Annotated in this window: 2 protein-coding genes; both read right to left on the reverse strand. The window is 73.4% G+C overall.

Annotated features, from left to right (window positions below):
* A partial coding sequence (locus NOD94_RS40415; protein ID WP_281211236.1) for a condensation domain-containing protein occupies window positions 1–630 on the reverse strand: 630 nt, incomplete at its 3' end.
* On the reverse strand, window positions 627–4,300 hold a 3,674-nt coding region (locus tag NOD94_RS40420), incomplete at its 5' end, for an amino acid adenylation domain-containing protein (protein WP_281211237.1). The genes NOD94_RS40420 and NOD94_RS40415, both read right to left, overlap by 4 nt.

Genomic DNA, 4,300 nt, shown 5'->3' on the forward strand with positions numbered 1-4,300 from the left:
CCATGCCCTCCGGGCCGCCTCACGGTCCCGGCCGTCCAACCACGTCAGGTAGTCCCGGTACGGACGCACCCGCGGCAACACCGTCTCCGCCGGCGCCGACGCGCCGCCATCGGTCGCCGCGTACAGCGTCATGAGTTCGCGGAGCAGGACCGGCATGGACCAGCCGTCGAGCACGATGTGGTGGTTCGTCATCACCAGCCGTACCCGGTTCTCGTCCAGCCGGACGGCCGTGAACCGCAGCAGCGGCGGGCGGCCCAGGTCGAAGCGCTCGGCGCGGTCCGCGGCGGCGAGCCGGGCGGCCTCCGCCCGCTGTTCCTCCTCCGCCAGCCCGGACAGGTCGGCCTCGGCGAACGGGAGCGTCACCTCCCGCAGGACCAGCTGCGCCCAGCTGCCGTTCTTGCGCTGCCGGAAGCCGGCGCGGAGGTTGGCGTGCCGCTGGAGCAGGGCCTGGCCCGCCGCCCGCATCCGGGCCGCGTCGAACGGCCCCTCCAGGTCGAAGGAGACCTGGCTGACGTAGACGTCCGGCCCGTCCGTGTGGAACAGGCTGAGGAACAGGAAGCCCTCTTGTAGCGGGGAGAGCGAAAGGATGTCCTCGATCTTGCTGCGCGAACGAGACGGTTGCTGGCTCACTGTTCTATCTCCCACTCGGACTCAAGGTCGGCTTCGAATTCCTCGATCTCGGACTGACTGAGAGAGGCGAGGGTCACGTCGGACGGGGTGAGGCCTCCCGCATCGGGGCGGCCTGCGTGCGATACCAGTGCTTCGAGGGCGCGGAACCAGAGTTCGGCCAGGTCCCGGGCTTCCTCGTCGCTGATCAGGCTCCGTGCGTAGGTCCAGTCGGCGCGCAGTTCGGGGCCCTGCTCGCCGTCGTGCGCCACCGCGCTGATCTCCACGGCGTGGGCCATGGGCGCCGCCGGGCGGTGGCCCGCGACACCACCGCCGATGACGCTCCACGGCCCGGCCGCGCCCGGGGCGGGGGCCGTTCTGCGCCCGAGGTAGTTGAAGCCGAAGCCGGGCTCCGGGAGCGCGGCGAGCCGCGGTCCGGTGACGGCGTTGAGGTGGCGCAGCAGACCGAAGCCGAGGCCGTTGCCCGGGACGGCGCGCAGCTGCTCCTTGACCTGCTTGAGGGCGTCGCCGAGGGCCGCCCCGTCCCGCTGGACCAGGCTCCAGTCGGCGACCGCCGGCGCCAGCCGGACGGGGTACAGGGCCGTGAACCAGCCCGCCGTGCGGCTGAGTTCGGCGCCCGGTACGGCGTCCTCGTGTCGTCCGTGGCTCTCCAGGTCCACCACCACCGGCGTGTCCGGGTCGCCGCCGCGGCCGCGCCGCCATTCGGCGACGGCCAGGGCGAACGCGGTCAGCAGGACGTCGTTGACGCCGGCGTTGACCGTGCCGGGGACCCAGGTCAGCAGGGCCTCGGTGGTGGCGGTGGGCAGGGTGAGGCTGACGCGGCCCGCCAGCGCGTGGATGTCCCGCGCACGGTCCACCCGTAGCGGATCGTCCCCGGCGGAGGTGCCCTCCCAGTGGGGGAGCTCGGCCTCGATCCGGGGGTCACCGGCGAGCTCCGCGAGCGCGGTGGCCCACTGGCGCCACGAGGTGCCCACGGGGGCGAGGTCGCCGCCCGCGTAGGCGCTCTCCAGGTCGGGGACCACGATCCGCCAGGTCACCGAGTCGACCACGAGGTGGTGGGCGACCACGATCAGCAGGCCCTCGGTGGAGGCGCCGAGGTCGAGCCACACGGCCTGGACCATGCGGCCGGCGGCGGGTGCCAGACGCTCCCGGGCGGCTGTCGCCAGGGCCGTGACCAGCTCCTCCACGTCTTCGGCGGGCACCGTCCCGGGCGCTTCGACGCGCAGCAGGACCTCCGCGGCCGGTACGGCGCCGGGCTCCAGCACCTCCGTCGTGCCGTCGGTACCGGCCCGCAGCCGCAACGCGTCGTGGTGGTCGAGGACCCGCTGGAACGCGGAGGCCAGCCGGTCCGGGTCCAGCCCCGCCGGCACCGACACCACCACGGACTGGTTGAAGTCGTCCCCGCCCAGTCCCAGTTCGTGGATCCGGGCCATCACCGGGGTGGCCGGCACCGGCCCGTACGGGTCGACCTCCGCGAGCCGCGCCGGTACGGCGCTGTCGCGGCCCGCCAGAGCCTCGGCCAGCGCGGCGACCGTCTGGTGCTCGAAGACGTCACGGACCGCCAGGACGAAGCCGGCCGTTCGGGCCCGGCCGACGAACTGGATGGAGAGGATGCTGTCGCCGCCGAGGTCGAAGAACCCGTCCTCGACGCCCACCGCCTCCGGGGCCAGGCCCAGCACCTCACCGAACAGCGTGCGCAGGCTCCTCTCGACCGGCGTGAGCTCCGACCGCCCGGCGGAACCCGTCGTCCAGTCGGGGGCGGGGAGCGCCTTGCGGTCGAGCTTGCCGTTCGCGGTGAGCGGGAGCGCCTCCAGGGTGACGAACGCCGACGGCACCATGTAGTCCGGCAGGGTCGCCCGTACGAAGGAGCGCAGCGCCGACGCGTCCACCGCGTGCGGGCCCCCGTCACCCACCACGTAGGCCACCAGCCTGCGGTCCCCGGGCCGGTCCTCGCGGACGATCACGGCCGCCTGGGCCAGCTCGGGGCGCCCGGCGAGCGCGGTCTCGATCTCGCCCAGCTCCACGCGGAAACCACGGATCTTGACCTGGTCGTCGGCCCGGGCCAGGTACTCCAGCTCGCCCGTACGGTTGAGACGTACGAGGTCACCCGTGCGGTACATGCGCTCCCCGGCCCCGCCGTACGGGTCGGCGACGAACCGCTCCGCGGTCAGCGTGCCCCGGTGCAGGTAGCCGCGCGCCAGGCCGCCCGAGATGAACAGCTCGCCCGGCACTCCCGCCGGCACCGGCTGGAGGTAGCGGTCCAGTACGTAGGCCCGGGTGTTGCCCATCGGCCGTCCGATGGGAAGGCTCGCCTGCGGGGTGTACGGGGCCCGCACCTCGTGCTGGGTGACGCACAGGGTCGTCTCCGTCGGCCCGTACAGGTGGCGCAGCACCGTGTCCGGCGCGTGCTCCAGCACCCGGGCGACCGCGACGGGCGACACCACGTCACCGCCGGTGAGGACCTCCCGCACCCCGGCGAACGACTCCGGGGCCTCCTCGGCGATGACCCGGAACAGGCCCGCGGTGAGGTGGATCGCCGTGATGCGGTGGGTGGTGATCAGCTCACGGACGGATGCGGCGTCCAACTGCTCGGGCGGTGCCACGACGACCGTTCCGCCGGACACCAGCGGCACCCACAGTTCGTACGAGGACACGTCGAAGGCGTGCGGTGCGTGCAGCAGCACCCGGGCGTGCGTACCGGGCCGCCAGGCGTGGTCGCGCACGAGGTCGACGACACCGCGCTGGGTGACGGCCACGCCCTTGGGCACGCCCGTCGAACCGGAGGTGTACATCACGTACGCCAGGTCCTGCGGCCGCAGCCCCACGCTCAGGTTGCGGTCCGGGTGCCGGTCCGCCGGTGCGCCGTCCTCGTCCACGACGAGGACCCGGGCGCCGAGCTCGGCGGCGCGTACCGCCTCGACCCGGTCGGTGAGGATCAGCGGGGCGCCCGTGTCGTCCACGACGAAACGCATCCGATCGAGCGGATAGGTGTCGTGGAGCGGGGCGTAGGCGCCACCGGCCTTGGAGATGGCGAGGGTCGCCACGACGTGGGCCGCCGAACGCTCCATCAGCATGACGACCGGGGTCCCCGGCCGCACCCCCTCCTGGCGCAGCAGGTGGGCGAGCCGGTTGGCGCGCGCGTTGAGCTCCGCGTACGACAGCGACCGGGTACCGGACACCAAGGCCGGCGCGTCGGGGGTCAGGGAGGCCTGCGCCTCGAACATCTGCGGCAGGGTCGCGTCCAGGTCGTCCAGTACCGGCCCCGCCCAGGCGTCGAGCAACTCACCGCGCTCGGCCGGGCTGAGGATCCCGACCTCGGAGACCCGTACGTCCGGGTCCGAGGTGACCTCCTCCAGCACCCGGACGAACCGGTCCGCCAGGGACTGCGCCGTGGACCGGTCGAACAGGTCGGTCCGGAAGTCCAGCGCCCCCGTCAGACCGGCGGCCGTCCCCTCTCCGTCACGGGACTCGGCGAGCACGAAGGCGAGGTCCACCTTGGCGACACCGAGCCGGCTCCGCTCGGGCGTCATCCGCAGACCGGGCAGGACGAGCGCGTCGTCGGCGGTGCCCCCAGCGGTGTTCAGGTTGAGCATCGTCTGGAAGAGGGGGTGGTGGGAGAGGGTGCGGGTGGGGTTGAGGGCTTCTACGAGGCGTTCGAAGGGGAGGTCTTGGT

It is taken from the genome of Streptomyces sp. Isolate_45 (genome assembly GCF_024721315.2).
Classification (GTDB): domain Bacteria; phylum Actinomycetota; class Actinomycetes; order Streptomycetales; family Streptomycetaceae; genus Streptomyces.